Consider the following 16,717-nt stretch of genomic DNA (forward strand, 5'->3'; position numbering starts at 1 on the left):
GGTGGCCATTCGCTTAAATTTGAACCACTTATGTCGAATAATAAAAGTCTGGACATTCCCTACCAGGAATGGCCGCTGAAATCTCAGTTCAACATTGCCCCTTTAAACATGGCAGTGATGGATTTCAGCCACCAGCCACACCGGCATCATCAATTCCAGATCCTGTGGTTTACCAAAGCCAGTGGACGGCATATGGTGGACTTTGTGTGGTATGAAATGGAAGACAATATGTTATTCCTGTTACGGCCCGGCCAGGTACATCAGCTGGATTGTGAACGGGAAGGCCATGTAATTTTTTTTACGGAACGCTTTTATTTCGCCAACAAACACGACAAAGAAACCCTGTACGACTTTTCCCATCTTTTCGACAACTGGCATGGTTACGGCCCTATTTGTGTCAGTGAAAGCACTACGCCGTCGTTATTGGGACTGGTAGACCTGATGAACAGGGAACACCGCGCCCCGGGCGCCAATAGCCGCAGTATCATCAAACATTATCTGAATGCTTTTCTGCTGCTGGCCGAACGGGAGAAAAAACGCAATGTTACCGATACCATGCGGCCCCTCCATCACGATTCCAGGGTAGTGCAGCTACGCCGCCTGCTGGAAAAACATTACACCCGGGAACACCAAGTGGCCTTCTATGCCAATGCTTTTGCCCTGACACCCAAAAGGTTAAATGAAATAACCAAGGAAACCTCCGGCCGTACCGTAACGGAGCTGCTGCATGACCGTATTGTGCTGGAAGCCAAACGAAACCTGGCCTTCAGTCATAAAAGCGTGAAAGAAATATGCTATGAGCTTGGATTTGAAGACCCTGCCTACTTTAGCAGGTTTTTTAAAAATAACACCGGTATCTCTCCGCAGGACTTCCGGGACATTATGTTCAAATAGTACAAGTCAATAGCTGAATTGTCCTAGCAGATTGGTCCACCTGCACCTTAGTTTTGTGTATTGAATTGTTTCACCCGCTGACGTTAAATTGGAAATCATGCAAGGGATGCCCATTGAGTGAACTGTACTGTAATTATTCCCGTCACCCCGTAAATCAGGGGACCAGAAGGGCCGGGACGCCCACTGGTCAGATGCCAGCGATAAAGCAATGAAGATTAAACAGTGGTCCTTACAGGGCTGCTTAAAGATAAGTGTGTTTTAAAGTTTGGGGAGGTGCTTGCCGGCAGCGTAAGATGAATACAATGACCATCCGGCTGGCAAATAGGTAAAGAGTAACCAGTCATGGCAGGTATCTTCCCCTTACCTTATTGCAGGCAAAAAAATACTGTTACCATGCGTAACTGTTGTAGGTTTAGGTAAAATGGCCGGAATAATCATGTTCCGGTTTTTTTATGGGCAAAAAAATCCGGCAGTATACAGGATACTGCCGGATTTAGCCATTTGTTGAGTATAAAAAGTTTACCAGTCTTTTTCCACCGGTACGGGTTGTCCTTTCACTTTTTTGGCTTTATCCTGTAGTTTCTTTTCTTCCTGAGATAATGCCTGCAACAGCCTTTCTGCCTCCTGCTTATTCATTTTGCTGGGCTGAGGTTCCGGCTTTTGCTGTTCCTGCTGGTCTTTATTCTGATCTTTGTTTTTATCCTGTTGATCCTTGTTCTGATCTTTATTCTTGTCTTTATCCTTATCCTGCTGGTCTTTATTTTGATCTTTGTTCTGGTCCTTATTCTTGTCTTTATTTTTGTCCTTGTCTTTCTTATCCTTGTTGTCTTTATTGTCTTTGTTATCCTGCTGTTGTTTTTTCAGCATGGCCTGTGCATAAGCCAGGTTATAACGGGCATCTTCATCGGAAGGATTGATTTTCAATGCCTGTTTGTAGGATTTGATACTCTCTTCCCACTTTTTGCCTTCCATATAGGTATTGCCGATGTTATAATCTGCCTCCGACTTGATATGGCTGTTATCAGCTGTTTTCAGGCTGTTGGCGTACTGCGTACGGGCATCGTCATATCGTTTTTGCTGATAGAGGGAGTTGCCCAGGTTATAACTGCCTACGGCAGATTGTGCATTTTGTTCGAGTGCTTTTTTGTAGTTGGCTTCTGCGTCGCTGAACAGTTGTTTCTGATACAGTTCATTGCCTTTGCGGATAAGTTTGTTGGTGCCATTCTGCGCCATGGCGGTCATCCCGCCCAGCAGCAGCACCGCCAAAAAGCAACCCTGTTTTATAAAAGTAATGTTCATGATCCGTTAAAATTAAGCTGCTGTAGTTTCCCGGGTTTTGCGCGGCAGGCGTACTTCCGGGATAAAAAATTCAATCAGCAGCAATGCCAGGCATATGCCCAGAAAATACTGAAAATAGCTGTTATAATCTGTGAATACATTTTCGCCGAATTCCTTCTGCTCCATGCTATCGATTTTGTTCACCAATGTATTCACCACATCGTCGGTGTTATTGTCCAGGTGTTGATAAATACCTTTTCCGGCGGCGGCAATGCCTTTCAACTCGTTTTCATTGAGTTTGGAGATGACGGTATTTCCCTGCCTGTCTTTTTTGTAGCTGCCTGTTTCGGGGTCCGGGAGGGGGGAACCAGATACGGAACCGATACCGATGGTATTGGTGACCACGCCATTTTCGAAGGCTGCCCGTGTTTTTTGCAGGGCTGTTTCGTCATGGTCTTCCCCATCGGAGATGATTACCAGCGCTTTATGTTTACGTTCTTTTTTATTGAAAGAATCATCTGATACCTGGATAGCCTGTCCGATGGCGGTGCCCTGCGTGGGGATCATATCCGGGGATACCGTGCTGAGATACATTTTAGCGGCGGAATAATCGATGGTGAGCGGCATTTGCAGATAGGCGTTACCGGCAAATACTACCAGGCCAACGCGGTCGTTGTCCAGTTTGTCCATCAATTTGCTGATCAGTTGTTTGGCGCGGGTAAGCCTGTCGGGCTGTATATCATTGGCCAGCATGCTCTTACTCACGTCGAGGGCAATCACTACGTCCACCCCTTTGCGGGTGATCTTTTCCATGCGGCTGCCTTTTTGCAGGTTAGCCAGCCCAACTACGCCAAAGAAAAAAGCCAGGAAAATAAGCAGGAACTTGAATACGAACAGTTTACGGGAATAACCGGCAAAGAGTTTTTCTACCAGGGCCGGGTCTCCGATACGGCGTATGGAACGGCGTTTCCACCAGGACACACCCAGGAAGGCCAGTTGCAGCACCAGTAACAATACCAGTGCCCATAAATATTCACTATGCTGAAAACGTAACATATGCTGTTTTAAGGTCGCTTGCCGTTGGCAAGATCTCAAAAATAATTTTTTTGTTACGTATTACAAGAGCGGGGAGAGGGGTTTATATTTTTTTTAGCATTTGGCCTCTTCATTTACGGATTTTTTGATTTACGGATTTTGGGATTTTGTGGAGAAGATGTTTTGTTGATATAGGTGATCTTCGCAAAATCAAAAAATCCGTAAATCAAAAAATCCGTAAATGGTTACATTTCGCCTTTGAAATAGCCGGCGTCTGTAAGGATATTACGGAGAATATCCATGCGGTTTTTGACCATGTCAAAGTTGGGATCTTCGGTTTCTATATTGAGCACAAAGAAGGAGGGGTGTCTGTTTTCTTCTACCCAGCCTACAATCCAGCCGATTTGTTTAGCGCCCATCGTGCCCCATCCGGTTTTGTAGGACAGCTCATATTTAGGCGTCTTTTCCATGAGCATCACATCGCGTACCGTTTGCATATTGGTTTTGGCGAAGGGCAGCTGATCGAAATACAGCTTTTTTACAAAGCCCAGTTCTTCATCGGGAGAGATCTGTAAGGAATTATCCAGCCAGAAAGTATCGATAGTGCTGATTTTCATGTTGCCGTATTTAACGGAGTCGAGCCAACGCTGCATATTGGTTTTACCGATACGGCGGGCAATTTCCTGGAAGTAGGGAACAGAAGAAACTTTGAAGGCCTGCTGCATGCTCAGGTTCTGGTTCCATGCCGGAATTTTGCGGACAACGCCGTCCCAGGGAATGACCATACCAGTGTCGCTGATAACGCCGGTTTGCAGTCCAACCAGTGAATTGAAAATTTTGAAGGTAGATGCCGGCAGGAAACGTTCTTTGGCGCGGTCCAGGTTATACACTTTAAATATACCCTGGGCATTGTTGAATAACATAAAGGTACCTTCCACCTTGTATTGGGTGAAATATTTTTCCCAGCCTTTTTCTTCCTTGACATTATTCGGTGCGCAGGCGGCCATAAAAAGGCACAGTGCTAAGAACATCCAGCCAAATCGTTTCATCGGTATCATGATTTAGTAAATAATCAGGTGCAAAAGTAGGGAAGAATAAATTAGGAATGACGGATTAGGGCCAACAAGCAAACAGCCATTTGAATAAGAGATACTACAATATATAATTGATTGTAATGAATCTGCTTATCCAAATGGCCGTTTACCAGCAATGGCTGATGGCTAACCCATAAATTATTTGATCACGCCCAGTTCCTTACCTACTTTGGTGAAGGCGGCGATGGCTTTATCGAGGTGTGCCTGTTCGTGGGCTGCGCTCAGCTGTACACGGATGCGGGCCTGTCCTTTAGGCACTACCGGGAAGAAGAAACCGATCACATAGATACCTTCTTCCAGCAGTTTTTCTGCCACTTGTTGGCTCAGTACGGCGTCGTACAGCATAACCGGTACAATGGGATGGTCACCGGGTTTGATATCGAAGCCTGCTTCGGTCATTTTGGTGCGGAAATACCGGGTATTGTATTCCAGTTTATCGCGCAGTTCGGTGGTTTGGCTCAGCATATCCAGTACGGCAATAGAAGCGCCTACGATGCTGGGGGCTACGGAGTTGGAAAACAGGTAAGGACGGCTGCGCTGACGCAGGATATCAATAACCTCTTTCGGACCGCTGGTGAAACCACCGGAAGCGCCACCCAGGGCTTTGCCCAGGGTACCGGTGATGATGTCTACCCGGCCCATTACATTGCGGTATTCGTGGGTACCGCGACCGGTTTTACCCAGGAAGCCGGAAGAGTGGCTTTCATCAGACATCACGATGGCATCGTATTTATCTGCCAGGTCGCAGATCTTATCCAGCTGGGCAATGGTACCGTCCATGCTGAAAGAGCCATCTGTTACGATAATACGGCTGCGGCAGTCCTGTGCTTCCTTCAGTTTGGCTTCCAGGTCGGCCATGTCGTTATGTTCATAACGGAAACGTTTGGCTTTGCACAAACGTACCCCGTCGATGATAGAGGCGTGGTTCAGGGCGTCGGAGATAATAGCGTCCTGCTCGCCAAACAGCGGCTCAAATACGCCACCATTAGCGTCGAAAGCGGCTACATACAGGATGGTATCTTCTGTGCCCAGGAATTTGGAAATCTTTTGTTCCAGTTCGCGGTGAATATCCTGGGTACCGCAAATAAAGCGGACGCTGCTCATGCCGTAACCATGCGTGTCAATGGCGTCTTTGGCGGCCTTCACCACTGCCGGATGAGAAGATAACCCCAGGTAGTTGTTGGCGCAAAAATTTATGACAGTCTTACCGCCAACCTGTATCTCTGCTCCCTGTTCTGAGGTGATGATACGTTCTCTCTTATACAGACCGGCTTTATCGATTTCATCCAGTTCTTCCCGTAAGCGGGATGTAAACTTCTTATTCATAGTAAGTACAATATTTAAAAATAACGCTTGTGCAAAGTTATGCACGATAAAAGTATTACGAATCTCAGTCGCATCCACAGTTAACGATGTTGACAGTAAAAAGTTTGACCCAGGTGTAACATTTGCCGGCAGCATTCCGTCATAATACTATCATGATTCTAAATGCCACGTAGTGGAAAACTGTCACTAAATCCTGAGCGAAAGAGATGTGAAAATAATTTGTTGGATAAAGGGTTGATGATCAGTTTGAAAGGAGCTGTTCCTGCTGTGCAAACCGGAAAGTAACAATATAAGGTGTGGGTAAGCCGGAGAGTGACCATGACAGGTATTAAAGTAAAAGTTGGAACTTAGCACTAAAATCCCGCACCACCGGAATGACGGAAAAGGAGTACAATAAATGTGTGGATCTGTATTCGGACAATATATTCCGCTTTATCATCAAAAATCTGGATCACGCGGAAGATGCCAGGGACGTAGTACAGAACGCATTCGAAATATTGTGGAAGCACTGCCAGGACGTGCCTTTTGAAAAGGCAAAATCGTACCTGTTTACAGTGGCGTACCATAATATGATCGACCATGTACGTAAGACAAAGCGGGTAACGCTGGTAGATCAGTTTAAGGATGAAGTAAAAGTGGCTGATCATAAGATCAATAATGCTAAGGAAGTGATTGCCAAAGCATTGGCTAATTTAAGCGAGGTGCAACGGTCGCTGGTGATGTTGAAAGATTACGAAGGGTACAGCTATGAGGAGATTGGTGAAATTATGCAGCTGAATCCTTCCCAGGTAAAAGTTTACCTCCACCGGGCGAGGATACACCTGAAAAACTATCTTGTAAAGATGGAAAACGTTATATAAATTTTTTATAATTGTTATTGATTAATAATAAATTGATTTTTGGCTGTAGAGATCAACATATCGAACTACGAATCTTACCTGCTCAGTTACGTGGATAATGAACTGAACGACGCGGAATTAGCCGCGCTCGAACAGTTTTTGCAACAACATCCACCAATCCGGGCAGAGTTGGAACTACTGCAAGGCGTCCGTGTGGTGCCCGACGAGCAAGTGGTATTTGATCAGAAAGCAACGCTTTACCGGCATACGTCAGCAGAAACGATGGATTACGAGTCGATGATGCTGAGTTATGTGGACGGGGAATTGTCAGCCGAAGACACCGTCCGTTTAAAATCCTGGTTACAGCAGCATCCGGAAGCCCAAAAGGAAATGGCGCTGCTGCAGGTGGTGAAGCTGGAGCCGGATACGGCTATTGTATTTAAAGACAAGGCAAGCCTGTACCGTCGTTCCCGTAAAACCATCCGGATGACGCCTTACTGGTGGGGTGCTACTGCCGCCGCTGTACTGACCGGGCTCATCATATGGTTACTGCCGGCGGGTAAACAGCATAACAGTCAGCCGATAGCCGGCACTGTTACCCATGAGGCAATGAAACCGGTGACAACACCATCTGCACCTGTTACCGCACCGGTCCAGGCTCCGGCAGTAACGTCAGAAGCGCCGGCAACGCCGTTTGTATCGGCCCCTGAGATGGCCCACGCACCGGGAAACCGTGCCGCTGCCCGGAAAAAAGATATGACACCGGTTAAACGAGCGCCGGTAACCCCGACTCCCCAACAGCTACAAAATAATAATGTGGTCGCCGCCGCCCCTGTACCTGCTGATGTACCGGTGATTTCTACGTTGCCTGCTCCCCGTAATACTTCGGAGGAGATAGTGGAAAAGCACCAGCAAAATACAGCGATTGCAGCAGCGGTTCCGGCAGACAATGCGCCGGCTGCCGGTCATGCGAAGGAACCTGTTATGGCCGCTAATATGCCGGCCACTGTAGCGAAGGCAACCAGCCCGGTGGCTGCACCTGCCGCTGTGAAAGGAGAACTGATCCTGTCTGTCAGCGGAAGTGACAGCCGTATACTGGACAAGGTCACCAACGTAGCTAAATTTTTCTCCCGTAAAAGGAATAAATAATTATGAAGCATAAAGTTTTACTCTGTTTTTTATTGGTATTGTGTGGAGCATGGGCGCAGGGGCAAAACGTTGACACCAGCCATCAGGGCAATATCACCGCCACTACCGCCACCGCACCGGTTCCGGATACCTTCTGGATAAAAGGCCTGATCCTGATCAAAGGGAAGAACGAAAAAGGGAAAAATACCTACAAAATATACAGCGATACTGCCTACGCCCGTGCCAGGCTGAAAAAAAACCTGCATACCCGGTGGTTTGTATTCGATATCGGATTTAATAACTATATCGACAGGAGTGAATACGGCGGGGCCAGTTACATTGCTTATTATCCCAATAACACCAACGCTTTCAACGGCGCCATGCCCGCTCAAAGATACTATGATTACTCAGCCGGAGGACTCAATACCCTGGCGCCCCGGGATGGAAGTGAACCTTTAACGCCGGCTGAATTTAAACTTATCACCGGAAAATCGATCAATTTTAATATCTGGTTGTTTGAACAGAGACTTAATATAACAAAACACAAACTTAACTTGTTATATGCTCTGGGCTTGGAGATGAATAATTTCAGATATGCCCGTAATATTACATATGAAACGGGCTATGTTTCGAGAATAATCAGGGATACAGTAGAGTTTTCAAAAAATAAGTTGTTTGCCGAATACATATCGATCCCGGTAATGCTCAACTTCAATTCTAACCCAGCTCGCCCTAATCGCGCGTTTCAGGTGAGCTTAGGGGTCTCTGGTGGTTATCTGATTAAATCCAGGACCAAACAGATCAGTGAGGAGAGAGGAAAGGTGAGGAAAACCGATGATTTCAACCTCAACAAATGGCGTTTCGGACTTACCAGCGAATTGGGTTACGGCCCGGTGAAGCTGTATGGTAACTTCGCCCTTACGCCTTTGCATGATTACGGATTACAACAATATCCGTTCTCTATCGGGTTGCGGTTAAATGGTTTCTAAATTTTTTTGACCAGACCAAAATTCTTTCTATGCGTTCTTTTGTCGCGCTGTTGGCGTGCATTGGTTGTATTGCGTGGGTGCATTCCTGTGATAAACGCCTGCTCGGTGTAAAAGCAGCTGCTATGTCCGGTGATAGTCAGCAACTTCCTGTGGATTTACCCTCTTTCAGCAGCATTCCGGCAGCTGCCCCGGTAAAAATAGTGATGGCTGCTGCTCAGCCGGAACCTGCCGTTCATAAAGTTGTTGCCAGGTCTGTCACCGCCAAAAAGCACTATTCTTCCGTTGCCCAGGCCGATTCTCTCTGGAATAGCCTTGTATTGGGAAAACGGGCTGTATTTTTAATGAATAATCTAACTCCTTGATAATTAATTAGATAGTTAGGTTTGTTGCCCCTCCTTGACTGCTGATTTTCAATCGGTTGTATCTTTTCTTGTGTTACCGCTCATAGAATTATCTTTCGTGAGTCCGCTGTTATGTTGCTGCTTCCTTTATATTTGGTGACTATTTTCAAACCAACCTAACAGATTTCTATGAAACTGCTTAAGCTAACTGTTTCGCTGTTGTTGTTCGCAGGAAGCCTGCAAACAGCTATGGCCCAGGGAAAATTTCAGTGGAAGGAAGCTACCGCCGGCGGATATACTTACCGGTACGTAACGGATGACCCCATGAAGGCCCGCTTTTATACACTGAAAAATGGTCTCACGGTCATATTGAGTGTTAACAAAAAAGAGCCTCGCATTCAGACATTAATCGGTACCCGCGCCGGTAGCAACAACGATCCAAAAGATCATACCGGTTTGGCCCACTACCTGGAACACCTGCTGTTTAAAGGTACCCAACAGTACGGATCACTCGACTGGGCAAAGGAAAAGCCCTATATCGACCAGATCGAGAACCTGTATGATAAATACAATAAAACAACAGATCCTGCTGCCCGTAAAGCAGTGTACCATCAGATCGACAGCGTATCCGGCATCGCGGCGAAATATGCGATTGCCAACGAATACGATAAGATGATGACCGGCATGGGGGCACAGGGCACCAATGCGCACACCTGGGTGGAAGAAACGATCTACGAGGAAGATATTCCTTCCAATGCGATCGATAAGTACCTCACTGTACAGGCTGAACGTTTCCGCGACCCGGTATTCCGCCTCTTCCATACCGAACTGGAAGCGGTATACGAGGAAAAAAACCGTGGACTGGACAACGACGGCCGTAAGGTATATGAAACCTTGCTGGCTGCACTGTTCCCTACCCATAACTATGGACAGCAATCCACCATCGGTACGGTAGAACACCTGAAAAACCCTAACCTGAAGGCTATCCGGGATTTCTATAACACTTACTATGTGCCTAATAATATGGCCATCGTAATGGCAGGTGATTTCGATCCTGACTACGTGATCAAAACCATCGACCAACAATTTGGTTATATGAAAGCTAAACCGGTGAAAGAATACAAACCCGCTCCTGAAGCACCTTTCAAAGCGCCGGTGGTGAAAGAAGTATTCGGTCCGGATGCTGAAAGCATCGATATCGCTTTCCGCTTGCCAGGGGCCCTCGATACCCAATCCAGCCTGGTATTAGGCGTACTCACCAGCATCCTGCAGAATGGTAAAGCCGGTCTGCTGGATCTGAACATCAACAAACAACAGAAAGCGCTGAGCGCCGGTGTACAGGTACTGGGTCTGAAAGACTACTCCGCCATGATATTGTCCGGTAAAGCCAAACAAGGCCAAACCCTGGATGATGTGAAAAGCCTGTTACTGGGACAACTGGATATCCTGAAAAAAGGCGCGTTTGATGAGTCGCTGGTGAAAGCCATCGTAAACAACGCCAAACTGTCTGAGCTCCAGGGTCTGGAAAGCAACAACAACCGCGCTACTTCCATCATGGACGCTTTCATTAAAAGCAGGGCTGCCAACTGGGCTCATGATGTGTCTTATGTAGACGACATGGGTAAAGTCACCAAAAAACAAATTGTTGACTACGCCAATAAATACTTCGCTAACAACTTTGTTGTGGTTTACAAACGTAAAGGGGAAGACAAAAACATCGAGAAGGTGGAGAAACCGGCTATCACACCGGTGGAAGTAAACCGCGAAGCTCAATCCGCTTTCCTGCAGAAAGTGGCTGCTATCCCGGCTACTGCAGTGAAACCACAATGGCTGGATTATGAAAAAGATATTCAGACTGCTCCTGTTGGCAACACCAATATGATGTACGTGCAAAACAAGGACAATGGCCTGTTCCGTTTGTACTATCGTTTTGACATGGGCTCCTGGAATAACAAAAAACTGGGCCTGGCTGCACAATACCTGCAATTCCTGGGTACAGACAAATACACTTCCGAACAGATCAGTAAAGAGTTCTATAACATTGCCTGCAACTTCAGCGTAAGTGCTTCAACAGAAAATACCACGATTGTTATCAGCGGTCTGCAGGAGAACTTCGATAAAGCGGTATCCCTGTTTGAACACGTGCTGGCCAATTGCAAACCTAATGAAGAAGCACTGGCTGCGCTGAAAGGACGGTTACAGAAATCCCGTGCAGATGCCAAGCTGAATAAAGGCGCTATCATGAAAGGTGTGGTGAACTACGCGATGTATGGTGCTAATAATCCGTTCAACAACCAGCTGAGCCAGGCCGATCTGGATGGTATCACTGCTGCAGAACTGACTGGTATGCTGCATGAGTTGCCCTCCTACAAACACACGATTATCTACTATGGTCCTCAGCCACTGGCGACTGCTGCTGCCGACGTGAAAAAACTGCATACGCTGCCTGCCAGCTTCAAAGAAATACCTGCTGCGGTGAAATTCACCAAAACCACGCAAACTGCCAACCAGGTGCTGTTTGCTGATTACGACATGGTACAGACGGAAGTAAACTGGGTAGGTAATGGTGCAGTGTATGATCCGGCTAATACCGGTGTCATTTCCCTGTTCAACGCTTACTTCGGTGGAGGTATGGGTTCTATTGTATTCCAAACCATCCGTGAGTCCAAAGCACTGGCATACTCTACCTATGCTATGTTTGCATCTCCCGACAAAAAAGGAGAGCGTTATTCTCAGTTTGCCTACGTAGGTAGCCAGGCCGACAAAATGAACGATGCGATCAAGGGCATGAATGATTTGCTGAATGATATTCCACGTTCAGACAAAGCGCTGCAAACGGCTAAAGAATCCATGAAACAGGATATCGAAACAGAAAGGATCACCAATGATGGTATCATCTTCAGCTACCTGGCTGCGCAGAAACTGGGCCTCAGCACAGATATCCGCAAACAGGTATACGAGTCCATTGATAAAATGAATTTCGATGATGTGAAGAAATTCCACGATACCAATATTGCCCACAAGCCTTATATGTACTGCATAGTGGCTTCCGGCAAGAAAGTCAATATAGACGATCTGAAAAAAATCGGTCCGGTGAAAACACTTTCCCTGGAAGAGATCTTCGGTTACTAATACCGTTGAAATATAATATAGGCGCGGCATACAGCATATTTGTATGCCGCGTTTTTTTTGCACTGCAATAAATAAACACCCTGTTGCGTTATCAGCAATATTTAATCACCCTATGAAAATGTACCGATTTTACGGATACGCAGTTATACTATTGCTGCTACCGTTGTCCGGGTTTGTTGGGAGCACTGTGGATCTGTACAATGTACGGTTGAGTCCCGGCAATATCAATCCGGATAAGATTTTCCTGCTGGTAGACAAAAGTGATTACCGGATGTATCTGTATGAAGATGTAACACTCAGAAAAATTTACAAAGTGGTTTTTGGTAACAAAGACCAGGGAGATAAGCTGGTGGAAGGTGATCGCAAAACACCGGAGGGTACTTTCCATATTCAGAACAAACGGATGGACAATAGATGGAGCCGTTTTATGTTGCTGGATTATCCGAATGAAGATTCCAAACAGAAATTTTATCAGCGGCAAAGTGATGGAAGCTTGTCCCAGAGCGCCAGTATGGGCGGAGGTATTGGTATACACGGTGTAGAATACGGGGCCGGTATCCGCGATAATTATGTGGATAGCAGGGTTAACTGGACACTGGGTTGTGTGAGTATGAAAAATGGAGATGTGAACGAATTATATGAAATTGTTAAAGTCGGCACACCGGTGGTGATCCGTCGTTAAAAAGGAAAGGTTTTTGTGGAGAGTACAGGTGTTTTCCAATGGCAGCGTAAGGAACTAACTTTACTGCAATCATTGTGTACTGCATCTAATGGTACGGACTTAATGTACTGTACCATGACTCCAATATATACGGCGGGTCAGATCCTGTGAAGAGCGCGCTCCACTCGGATGGTGCGCGCTTTTTTATTTTGCCATAAAATCTTTTACCAGTTGTTTCCATACCGGGCCGTCTTTCATGCAGAAAGATTGATGGGCCGCGTCTTTAAAAACATACAATTGTTTTTGCGGGGAAGCCAGCTGGTTGAATACGCGTCGGGTTTCGTCGTTAGTGACCCGTGGGTCGCGTTGGCCCCAAAAAAGGAGCACGGGCATCTTTACCTGACGGGCATAGTCCTGGGGGTTATGACCGAATCCCCAGAATCCCAGTTCCAGCCCGCCCCAGAAAGTCAGCATTTGCGAGAGTGGCGTAGCTGGCAGGTGAACAGCCCGCATACGGCTCCGTACGGCATCTACCAGGGTAGCAAAGGGCGCCTCGAGGATAATTTTCTGCGGAGTGAGGTGATATTCCGGCACTGCTTTCAGAACGGCTGCTGCACCCATACTTACTCCCCAAAGGGTAATCGGTTGTTTAGACCGGGCCTGTACATAATCCCAGGCTAGTTTTACATCTTCCGCTTCTTTGTATCCGATAGTACAGGTACTGCCATCGCTGTTGCCATGGCCCCGGAAATCGAGCAGAAAAGTATTATAGCCCAGTTGCCGGAACCAATAGGCTTCCGGTAGCGGTCCTCCTTTATTGCCGCCATATCCGTGGAAGAGAATGACCGAGCCTTTGGCGTTGGGTACCGGCATCCACCATCCTTCCAGGTGCAGCCCGTTGGAGGTAAGCAGTTGCACGGTGTCATAAGTTATATTAGGGTGCGTGCTGGTAATGGATTTGGAGAGTCGTACCCCAAAAAAGATCATTTTTAATTTTTCTCCCACGTTCATTTCCTCCGGGCGTTTGTTCCGCTGGCGGTTATTTTCATAGAAGTGGGTGAATTTCCAGGCGTGGAAAGCCGCGATGCAATTGAATAGCAGCGTGATAAACAGTAAGGTATAGAGGGCTTTTTTGAAGAAACGCCGCATAGGAATTGATGGATTTACGATTTTTTGATTTAGATATTTAAAAATGCAGCGAAGATCAACATTATAACAGATGATCTTCGCTGCATTTTTAAATATCTAAATCAAAAAATTCCTAAATTTTAGAGCCTGCCTCTTTTGATTTCGTCGACCACACCAGGATCGAGGAGGGTGGAGGTATCGCCGAGGTTATCGAGTTCGTTTTCCGCGATTTTGCGCAGGATACGACGCATGATTTTACCAGAGCGTGTTTTAGGGAGGCCGCTTACAAACTGGATCTTATCTGGTTTAGCGATAGGTCCGATAATGCGGGATACTGTTTGTGCAATATCTTTTTTGCTCAGTTCCGGTTCATGTGACATTCTTTCCATGATCACATAAGCGTAGATCCCTTGTCCTTTGATATCGTGGGGGTAGCCTACTACAGCGCTTTCTATGACGCCGGCGTGCATATTGATTGCGTTTTCCACTTCAGCGGTACCGATACGGTGTCCGCTCACGTTGAGTACGTCGTCTACCCGGCCGGTGATACGGTAGTAGCCGTCTTCATCGCGCATACAACCGTCGCCTGTGAAGTAGAGGTTCTCGTAGGTGGAGAAGTAGGTTTTGCGGAAGCGGTCATGATCGCCGTAGGTAGTACGGAGCATACCGGGCCATGGGTACTTGATACAGAGGTTACCATTAACACCGTTGCCTTCTATTTCCTTCCCGTTTTCATCAACCAGAATAGGTTGTACGCCTGGCAGGGGTAAAGTGGCAAAACCCGGTTTTTCCGGGGTAATGCCGGCTATCGGGGTGATCATGATACCACCGGTTTCTGTTTGCCACCAGGTATCTACAATCGGGCAGCGGCCTTTCCCGATATTGTCTTTAAACCAGTGCCATGCTTCTTCGTTGATGGGTTCCCCTACGCTACCCAGCTTTTTAAGAGAGCTGAGGTCTTTGTGGTTAACCGGACCGAGGCCGTAGCCCATCAGGCTGCGGATAGCCGTGGGCGCGGTATACAGGGTGTTGACACGGAACTTGTCAACAATTTCCCAGAGTCTGCCGGCATCCGGGTAAGTTGGTACGCCTTCAAACATAAGGGTGGTGGCACCTGCGCTGAGCGGGCCGTATACGATATAGCTATGACCTGTGATCCAGCCGATGTCGGCAGTACAGAAAAATACTTCACCGCGCTGGTACTGGAAAGTGTTAACGAAAGTGTAGTTGGTATACACCATATAGCCACCGCAGGTGTGTACCACACCTTTAGGTTTACCGGTAGAGCCGGAAGTATAGAGGATGAAGAGCATGTCTTCCGCATCCATTTCTTCAGCGGGGCAGGGGGGATTGCCCATGGTTTCTACCTGTTTGATTTCATCTTCCCACCAAACGTCTCTTCCTTTGAGCATGCTCACCGGAGTGCGGGTGCGGGTACATACGATTACTTTTTTAACGGTAGGGCAAGCCATCAGAGCGTCGTCAATCACGGATTTCAGGGGGATGTCCTTGTTGCCGCGGAAAGCGCCGTCGCAGGTGATGACCAGGCTTGCTTCCGCATCCTGGATCCTGTCGGCGATTGACTGGGCACTGAAGCCGCCGAATACCACAGAGTGGATGGCGCCAATGCGGGCGCAGGCCAATACAGCGATTGCCAGTTCCGGGATCATGCCCATATAAATACAAACGCGGTCGCCTTTTTTAACGCCATTGTTTTTCAGTACGTTAGCGAACTGGCATACCTTGTTATATAAGTCACGGTAGGTAATAATACGGTGGCGTTCTTCAGGGTCGTTGGGTTCCCAGATGATAGCCGGGGTGTTGCCGAGCGTGCCGAGATGGCGGTCCAGGCAGTTTTCGGTGATATTCAGTTTAGCACCGGAGAACCATTTGATCTCAGGATCTTTAAAGTTCCAGTCCAATACTTTGTCCCACTTACGGCGCCACATAAAGTGATCGGCTACATTGGCCCAGAATCCTTCCGGGTCTATTACGCTCTGCTGATAAACCTGTTGATAATCTTCTATAGTCTTAATCTGGTATGGGTACGACATAGCACCATAAATGTTTATTGGTTAAGTAGATTTTTTCCTAACGGGCTTTAAATTTAAGAAAAACCCGACGGTATGCTAGAGAAAATCTAAAAAAACATGTTAAAACCAGATTATTTTTCAAAACGCATCCTGGAATGGGCCATGAGAAAGCACCTATAGAGCAATACAATAGCTACTGCCTATGGCGGGCAGGTGATAGTAAGGCCACTAAGGTGCTGGAAAAAGATGGGAAAGGTGGTGGGTTACGGGAGCGGATAGCTGGTCTGTATCTCCGGAAATTGTCTACAGCTGGTGTTTATTCCTGATTTTTGTCGCGTCTTTCCAGAAGGAGTTGTACACTTCATCCATGATTTCCACTACCCGCTTGCTTTCCGCGCTGCTCAAATAGGAGCTTAGTTTGTTTTTGTCTGCGTTGAGACGTGCTCCTTCTTTGGCGCGCATTTTCCGGTAGAAGGTGGGAGTGCTCCAGTTACAGTCCTGGCATACTCTTTCGCGGAAGAGGGTGGCCATGCCTGCAAACTTTTCATGAATCGCAAATAAAAGGTTAGGAGAGTCTTTACTCATAGCAAATTGATTTTTTATGGTGAATAATGCCATTCCAATTATCCCGTATGAACTGTAGCAAAATGAGAGTATTAATAGCTATCAGTGAATACAGTTATAACTGTGAAATTTATCAGCATAAAATTACACTATTTGCTGATACTATCCACGGGAATGCTTTCTGGCGCTGCTTTAGAGTGATTTTACGGACAGAATTCCGATCAAATATCATGTGTGATCTCTCATCATGACAGGGGGGCTATTTTCCTGTAATT

The 16,717-nt window shown here is 46.8% G+C and carries 15 protein-coding genes; 8 read left to right on the top strand and 7 right to left on the bottom strand.

All coding sequences use genetic code 11. The features are described 5' to 3' along the window. The first annotated feature begins 30 nt into the window (after window positions 1-30). Entirely contained in the window at window positions 31-894 is an 864-nt protein-coding gene (locus tag ICL07_RS24800) for a helix-turn-helix domain-containing protein (protein ID WP_188090764.1), read from the top strand. Window positions 895-1,413: 519 nt separating this feature from the next. Here the strand turns inward: ICL07_RS24800 and ICL07_RS24805 are convergent. The 4 genes from ICL07_RS24805 to kbl form a co-directional block, all read right to left on the bottom strand. Next, on the bottom strand, window positions 1,414-2,193 hold the full coding sequence (locus ICL07_RS24805) for a tetratricopeptide repeat protein (protein ID WP_188090765.1): 780 nt from the start codon (window positions 2,191-2,193) through the stop codon (window positions 1,414-1,416). A 12-nt stretch (window positions 2,194-2,205) separates the two neighbouring features. Beyond that, entirely contained in the window at window positions 2,206-3,228 is a 1,023-nt protein-coding gene (locus ICL07_RS24810) for a VWA domain-containing protein (RefSeq protein WP_188090766.1), read from the bottom strand. A 224-nt stretch (window positions 3,229-3,452) separates the two neighbouring features. Further along, complete coding sequence (blaOXA, locus tag ICL07_RS24815; protein ID WP_188090767.1) at window positions 3,453-4,256, bottom strand: class D beta-lactamase; 804 nt, start codon at window positions 4,254-4,256, stop codon at window positions 3,453-3,455. A 183-nt stretch (window positions 4,257-4,439) separates the two neighbouring features. Beyond that, window positions 4,440-5,627, bottom strand: coding sequence for a glycine C-acetyltransferase (gene kbl / locus ICL07_RS24820; RefSeq protein WP_188090768.1), 1,188 nt, complete (start codon window positions 5,625-5,627; stop codon window positions 4,440-4,442). Window positions 5,628-6,001: 374 nt separating this feature from the next. Here kbl and ICL07_RS24825 point away from each other — a divergent pair, with 374 nt between their 5' ends. The 6 genes from ICL07_RS24825 to ICL07_RS24850 all read left to right on the top strand — a co-directional run bounded on the left by ICL07_RS24825 (window position 6,002) and on the right by ICL07_RS24850 (window position 12,738). After that, complete coding sequence (locus tag ICL07_RS24825; RefSeq protein WP_188090769.1) at window positions 6,002-6,487, top strand: RNA polymerase sigma factor; 486 nt, start codon at window positions 6,002-6,004, stop codon at window positions 6,485-6,487. A 39-nt stretch (window positions 6,488-6,526) separates the two neighbouring features. Continuing rightward, window positions 6,527-7,615 (top strand): anti-sigma factor family protein, encoded by a 1,089-nt coding sequence (locus ICL07_RS24830; RefSeq protein ID WP_188090770.1) that lies wholly within the window; start codon window positions 6,527-6,529, stop codon window positions 7,613-7,615. 2 nt (window positions 7,616-7,617) lie between these two features. Further along, window positions 7,618-8,583 (top strand): outer membrane beta-barrel protein, encoded by a 966-nt coding sequence (locus tag ICL07_RS24835; RefSeq protein ID WP_188090771.1) that lies wholly within the window; start codon window positions 7,618-7,620, stop codon window positions 8,581-8,583. A gap of 29 nt (window positions 8,584-8,612) precedes the next feature. Further along, the gene (locus ICL07_RS24840; protein ID WP_188090772.1) at window positions 8,613-8,945 is read left to right on the top strand and encodes a hypothetical protein; all 333 of its coding nucleotides are present in this window, start codon (window positions 8,613-8,615) and stop codon (window positions 8,943-8,945) included. A 168-nt stretch (window positions 8,946-9,113) separates the two neighbouring features. Further along, on the top strand, window positions 9,114-12,056 hold the full coding sequence (locus tag ICL07_RS24845) for a M16 family metallopeptidase (protein ID WP_223152098.1): 2,943 nt from the start codon (window positions 9,114-9,116) through the stop codon (window positions 12,054-12,056). 118 nt (window positions 12,057-12,174) lie between these two features. After that, window positions 12,175-12,738, top strand: a complete 564-nt coding sequence (locus ICL07_RS24850; RefSeq protein ID WP_188090773.1) for a L,D-transpeptidase family protein — start codon at window positions 12,175-12,177, stop codon at window positions 12,736-12,738. Window positions 12,739-12,921: 183 nt separating this feature from the next. On the opposite strand, the gene ICL07_RS24855 is transcribed toward ICL07_RS24850, so the two are convergent. Both ICL07_RS24855 and acs read right to left on the bottom strand, forming a co-directional pair. Continuing rightward, window positions 12,922-13,866 carry an alpha/beta hydrolase gene (locus ICL07_RS24855; RefSeq protein WP_188090774.1) on the bottom strand — a complete coding sequence of 315 codons (945 nt, stop codon included), beginning with the start codon at window positions 13,864-13,866 and terminating at the stop codon, window positions 12,922-12,924. Window positions 13,867-13,985: 119 nt separating this feature from the next. After that, window positions 13,986-15,899 (bottom strand): acetate--CoA ligase, encoded by a 1,914-nt coding sequence (acs, locus tag ICL07_RS24860; RefSeq protein ID WP_188090775.1) that lies wholly within the window; start codon window positions 15,897-15,899, stop codon window positions 13,986-13,988. 134 nt (window positions 15,900-16,033) lie between these two features. Between acs and ICL07_RS24865 the strand changes: the two genes are divergently transcribed. After that, complete coding sequence (locus ICL07_RS24865; protein WP_188090776.1) at window positions 16,034-16,204, top strand: hypothetical protein; 171 nt, start codon at window positions 16,034-16,036, stop codon at window positions 16,202-16,204. Here the strand turns inward: ICL07_RS24865 and ICL07_RS24870 are convergent. Next, window positions 16,182-16,463, bottom strand: coding sequence for a hypothetical protein (locus ICL07_RS24870; protein WP_188090777.1), 282 nt, complete (start codon window positions 16,461-16,463; stop codon window positions 16,182-16,184). The genes ICL07_RS24865 and ICL07_RS24870 overlap by 23 nt on opposite strands. Window positions 16,464-16,717 lie beyond the last annotated feature (254 nt).

Origin of the sequence: Chitinophaga qingshengii, from assembly GCF_014529935.1 — a bacterium.
In the GTDB taxonomy this organism is placed as follows: domain Bacteria; phylum Bacteroidota; class Bacteroidia; order Chitinophagales; family Chitinophagaceae; genus Chitinophaga; species Chitinophaga qingshengii.

Excerpts from the sequence above, each read along its gene's own strand:
- ICL07_RS24800 (WP_188090764.1), top strand. The coding sequence starts at position 31 with ATGTCGAATAATAAAAGTCTGGACATTCCCTACCAGGAATGGCCGCTG.
- ICL07_RS24805 (WP_188090765.1), bottom strand. The coding sequence starts at position 2,193 with ATGAACATTACTTTTATAAAACAGGGTTGCTTTTTGGCGGTGCTGCTG.
- ICL07_RS24810 (WP_188090766.1), bottom strand. The coding sequence starts at position 3,228 with ATGTTACGTTTTCAGCATAGTGAATATTTATGGGCACTGGTATTGTTA.
- blaOXA (WP_188090767.1), bottom strand. The coding sequence starts at position 4,256 with ATGAAACGATTTGGCTGGATGTTCTTAGCACTGTGCCTTTTTATGGCC.
- kbl (WP_188090768.1), bottom strand. The coding sequence starts at position 5,627 with ATGAATAAGAAGTTTACATCCCGCTTACGGGAAGAACTGGATGAAATC.
- ICL07_RS24825 (WP_188090769.1), top strand. The coding sequence starts at position 6,002 with ATGACGGAAAAGGAGTACAATAAATGTGTGGATCTGTATTCGGACAAT.
- ICL07_RS24835 (WP_188090771.1), top strand. The coding sequence starts at position 7,618 with ATGAAGCATAAAGTTTTACTCTGTTTTTTATTGGTATTGTGTGGAGCA.
- ICL07_RS24840 (WP_188090772.1), top strand. The coding sequence starts at position 8,613 with ATGCGTTCTTTTGTCGCGCTGTTGGCGTGCATTGGTTGTATTGCGTGG.
- ICL07_RS24845 (WP_223152098.1), top strand. The coding sequence starts at position 9,114 with ATGAAACTGCTTAAGCTAACTGTTTCGCTGTTGTTGTTCGCAGGAAGC.
- ICL07_RS24850 (WP_188090773.1), top strand. The coding sequence starts at position 12,175 with ATGTACCGATTTTACGGATACGCAGTTATACTATTGCTGCTACCGTTG.
- ICL07_RS24855 (WP_188090774.1), bottom strand. The coding sequence starts at position 13,866 with ATGCGGCGTTTCTTCAAAAAAGCCCTCTATACCTTACTGTTTATCACG.
- acs (WP_188090775.1), bottom strand. The coding sequence starts at position 15,899 with ATGTCGTACCCATACCAGATTAAGACTATAGAAGATTATCAACAGGTT.
- ICL07_RS24865 (WP_188090776.1), top strand. The coding sequence starts at position 16,034 with ATGGGCCATGAGAAAGCACCTATAGAGCAATACAATAGCTACTGCCTA.
- ICL07_RS24870 (WP_188090777.1), bottom strand. The coding sequence starts at position 16,463 with ATGAGTAAAGACTCTCCTAACCTTTTATTTGCGATTCATGAAAAGTTT.